Raw genomic sequence first — 2,594 nt, forward strand, 5'->3', positions numbered from 1 at the left:
TGCGAAACGCGTTTTTTTAGAGCCACCGGATCGCAGTACAGAGAGCCATTGGCGCACGGAGATCAGAGCCGGCGGCGCGGGGCCGAGAGCCATCGAAGCAAACACAAATATAAAGAGCCACCTGAGTTAAGGAGAAGGCAGCTCTTTGTATTTAACCAACTAAACGTTTGGAAGTATTGCCTCTGATGATAATTTTGTACGCTTGAGCAGCAAGTCTGTCTGTAATTGCCTCAGCAGCTACTGGTATGGGTATCTGGTCAAGCCATTCTGCAGGTTCATACTGGGATGCTATGATCGTTGACTGGTGGCTGTGACGCCGGTCAATGATCCAAAGCAGCAGCTGAGCATCTTCTTCGGTGATGGGGAACAATAGCCATTCGTCGATTATCAGCACACGCACCTTAGTGAATGCCTTACGCACCCGATAGAACGTCTCCATGCTTTTTTCTCTTGCCATTTTTAGTTCATCCAGCAAATCCGACAATTGTATGTATCGAGTGGGCAGAAGGCGTCTGCAGGCGGATTGTCCCAGCGCCTGAGCAAGATAAGACTTTCCTGCTCCGGTGGGACCTATGATGATAATATTTCGGGCATGTGGGATATAGTTGCAGGAAGCCAGTTCCAAGATGAGCTGGCGGTCAAGCTTTCTGTCATCCTCATAACAAATGCTTTCCACACAGGCGGTACTGTCCTGGAATTGGGCTGAATGAATAAGCCTCTGCAGCCGGGTATGCTGGCGTCTGCTGAACTCCCAGTCCACCAGAAGCCCCATCCTCTCCTGGAAGTTCATCTCCTGATAGGAGGGATCTGTTTCTTGCTGGTGAAGGGATTCCGCCATACCTGTAAGCTTCATTAGCTTAAGCTTGTTAAGGGTCTCCTGGCTAATCATTTGCATCGCCTCCGAAGTAAGTTGCTCCTCGCTGGAATCCCCTTTTAACCGATGGATGTTCTTTACGCTTTGTACCTGGTTGTTCTGCAGCATCCATATTTTTCTCGAGGATATTTTTGATCTGTTGGTATGTAGGGGAAAGAGTCCTCGTAAGAATAAGGCAGCAGGCACGTTCAAGCCTTTGGGGTCCGTATTTGTTTTGCAGGTTCAGGAGACCGAAACAGGAACGATAAGCCTGCTGCTCAATGACTGCACGATCCAAAATCGCCTCAACAACCTTTCTGGCGGCATCCCCTGTCTTCTCCGCCCATGAAAGGAAACGGGACCGGTTCCAGTCTGAAAAGAAAAGTTTATCAGGTGGCATATGTTCCTGTATGGTTGAGTAGTCGGCTTTTCCCCACAGTCTTTTGTGAGACGCGATCCGTTGATGATGATAGAATATTTCTACAGTAGACTGAGTTGCGCGCACATCTGCCTCTTCTCCCAAATACTCAAACGGGACAGAGTAAAACTTGCGTTGGAAGGCAATGTGGCAATTCGGCTGGACTTTGGCCTTTCCCCATTGAGCCATTTCATAAGGGAATTCGGGAAGCGGGAGCATGTATTCCTTTTCTTCGGCAAGATAAGTGGACCAACGGCTTCCGCTTTTCCCGGTCAACGGAGCTTCATTCACCTGTTTCAGAGCAGAACGGATAAGACTTTGCAGATCTGCAAATGATAAGATCTGGACGTTGCGCAGTTTGGCCAGGATCTTCCTTGATGCTATGAGCACACTGTTTTCGACTGACGATTTATCCTTGGGCTTACGGACTCTGGCGGGTAATACAACACTTCCGTAATGACCGGACATCTCCAGATAGGTTTTATTTAACTCCGGCTCATAGAAATTTGGGCGTTTAACGCTTGATTTAAGGTTATCCGGTATAAGTGTTTTCGGAACACCTTCAAAATACTTAAAGGCATTAACGTGTCCTGCTATCCATGAGTGGAGCTTCTCGTCCCGGAAAGGTTCCGCATAAATTAGCTGACTACAGGGAAGGACCGATACAAACAAAGAAGCTTCAGCCATCTTTCCGCTTTCAGGGTCGAAAAAAGCTATTTTTGTACCGGCCCAGTCAACTTCCATTGACAAGGCCGGTTTGTGTTCCAGCCGGATAGTTGCCTTATGGATCCTCGCAAATTTGTGATAATAACGCCGAAATTGAGTCTCCATGTAAAATCGCTCTTCGCCGATACGGCAACTTTCTACGTACTCTTCCCAGAGCAATTTCAACGTTACGTGGGGTTTGGCCAGTTCTGCATGGACATGTTCGAAATCCGGCATCCTGAACGTTGTGTCCCTGACAGAGTCAACGGGCTTCAGCAAAGCAGAGGAAAAAGCTGCGGCGTCAGCTCTGCTGAGGTCCTCAACAGTAAGCCATCCTTGGTTCTTGGCATGCCGAATGAGCAGTGAAACAGTATTTCTGGAAACATGATACGTGGTGGCTGCCTGGCGCTGACTTAGTCCGCCATATACAGCCCTAACTATTGTTAAATAATCAGTCATATTTCTACCTCCTGTAGATAAATTCTGCTATGCAGCAGTATTTTCATCTTACAGGAGTTTTAGGAAGGTGGCTCTATGCAGCGCGCAGGTTGGCTCTATTAGAGCGCGCGACTGGCTCTAAACCTCTGCGCTGGTGGCTCTATCTCGCCGTGTTTCGCA

General features: G+C 48.2%; 2 protein-coding genes. Both read right to left on the reverse strand.

Translation table 11 applies throughout. From position 1 onward, the window contains the following. Nucleotides 1-151 precede the first annotated feature (151 nt). On the reverse strand, nt 152-889 hold the full coding sequence (locus OLM33_10015; protein ID MCW1713985.1) for an ATP-binding protein: 738 nt from the start codon (nt 887-889) through the stop codon (nt 152-154). Continuing rightward, nucleotides 882-2,435 carry an IS21 family transposase gene (gene istA, locus OLM33_10020; protein ID MCW1713986.1) on the reverse strand — a complete coding sequence of 518 codons (1,554 nt, stop codon included), beginning with the start codon at nt 2,433-2,435 and terminating at the stop codon, nt 882-884. Before istA ends, OLM33_10015 begins: the two co-directional genes overlap by 8 nt. Nucleotides 2,436-2,594 lie beyond the last annotated feature (159 nt).

This window comes from Synergistaceae bacterium DZ-S4, from assembly GCA_025943965.1.
GTDB lineage: Bacteria > Synergistota > Synergistia > Synergistales > Synergistaceae > Caenicola > Caenicola nitritireducens.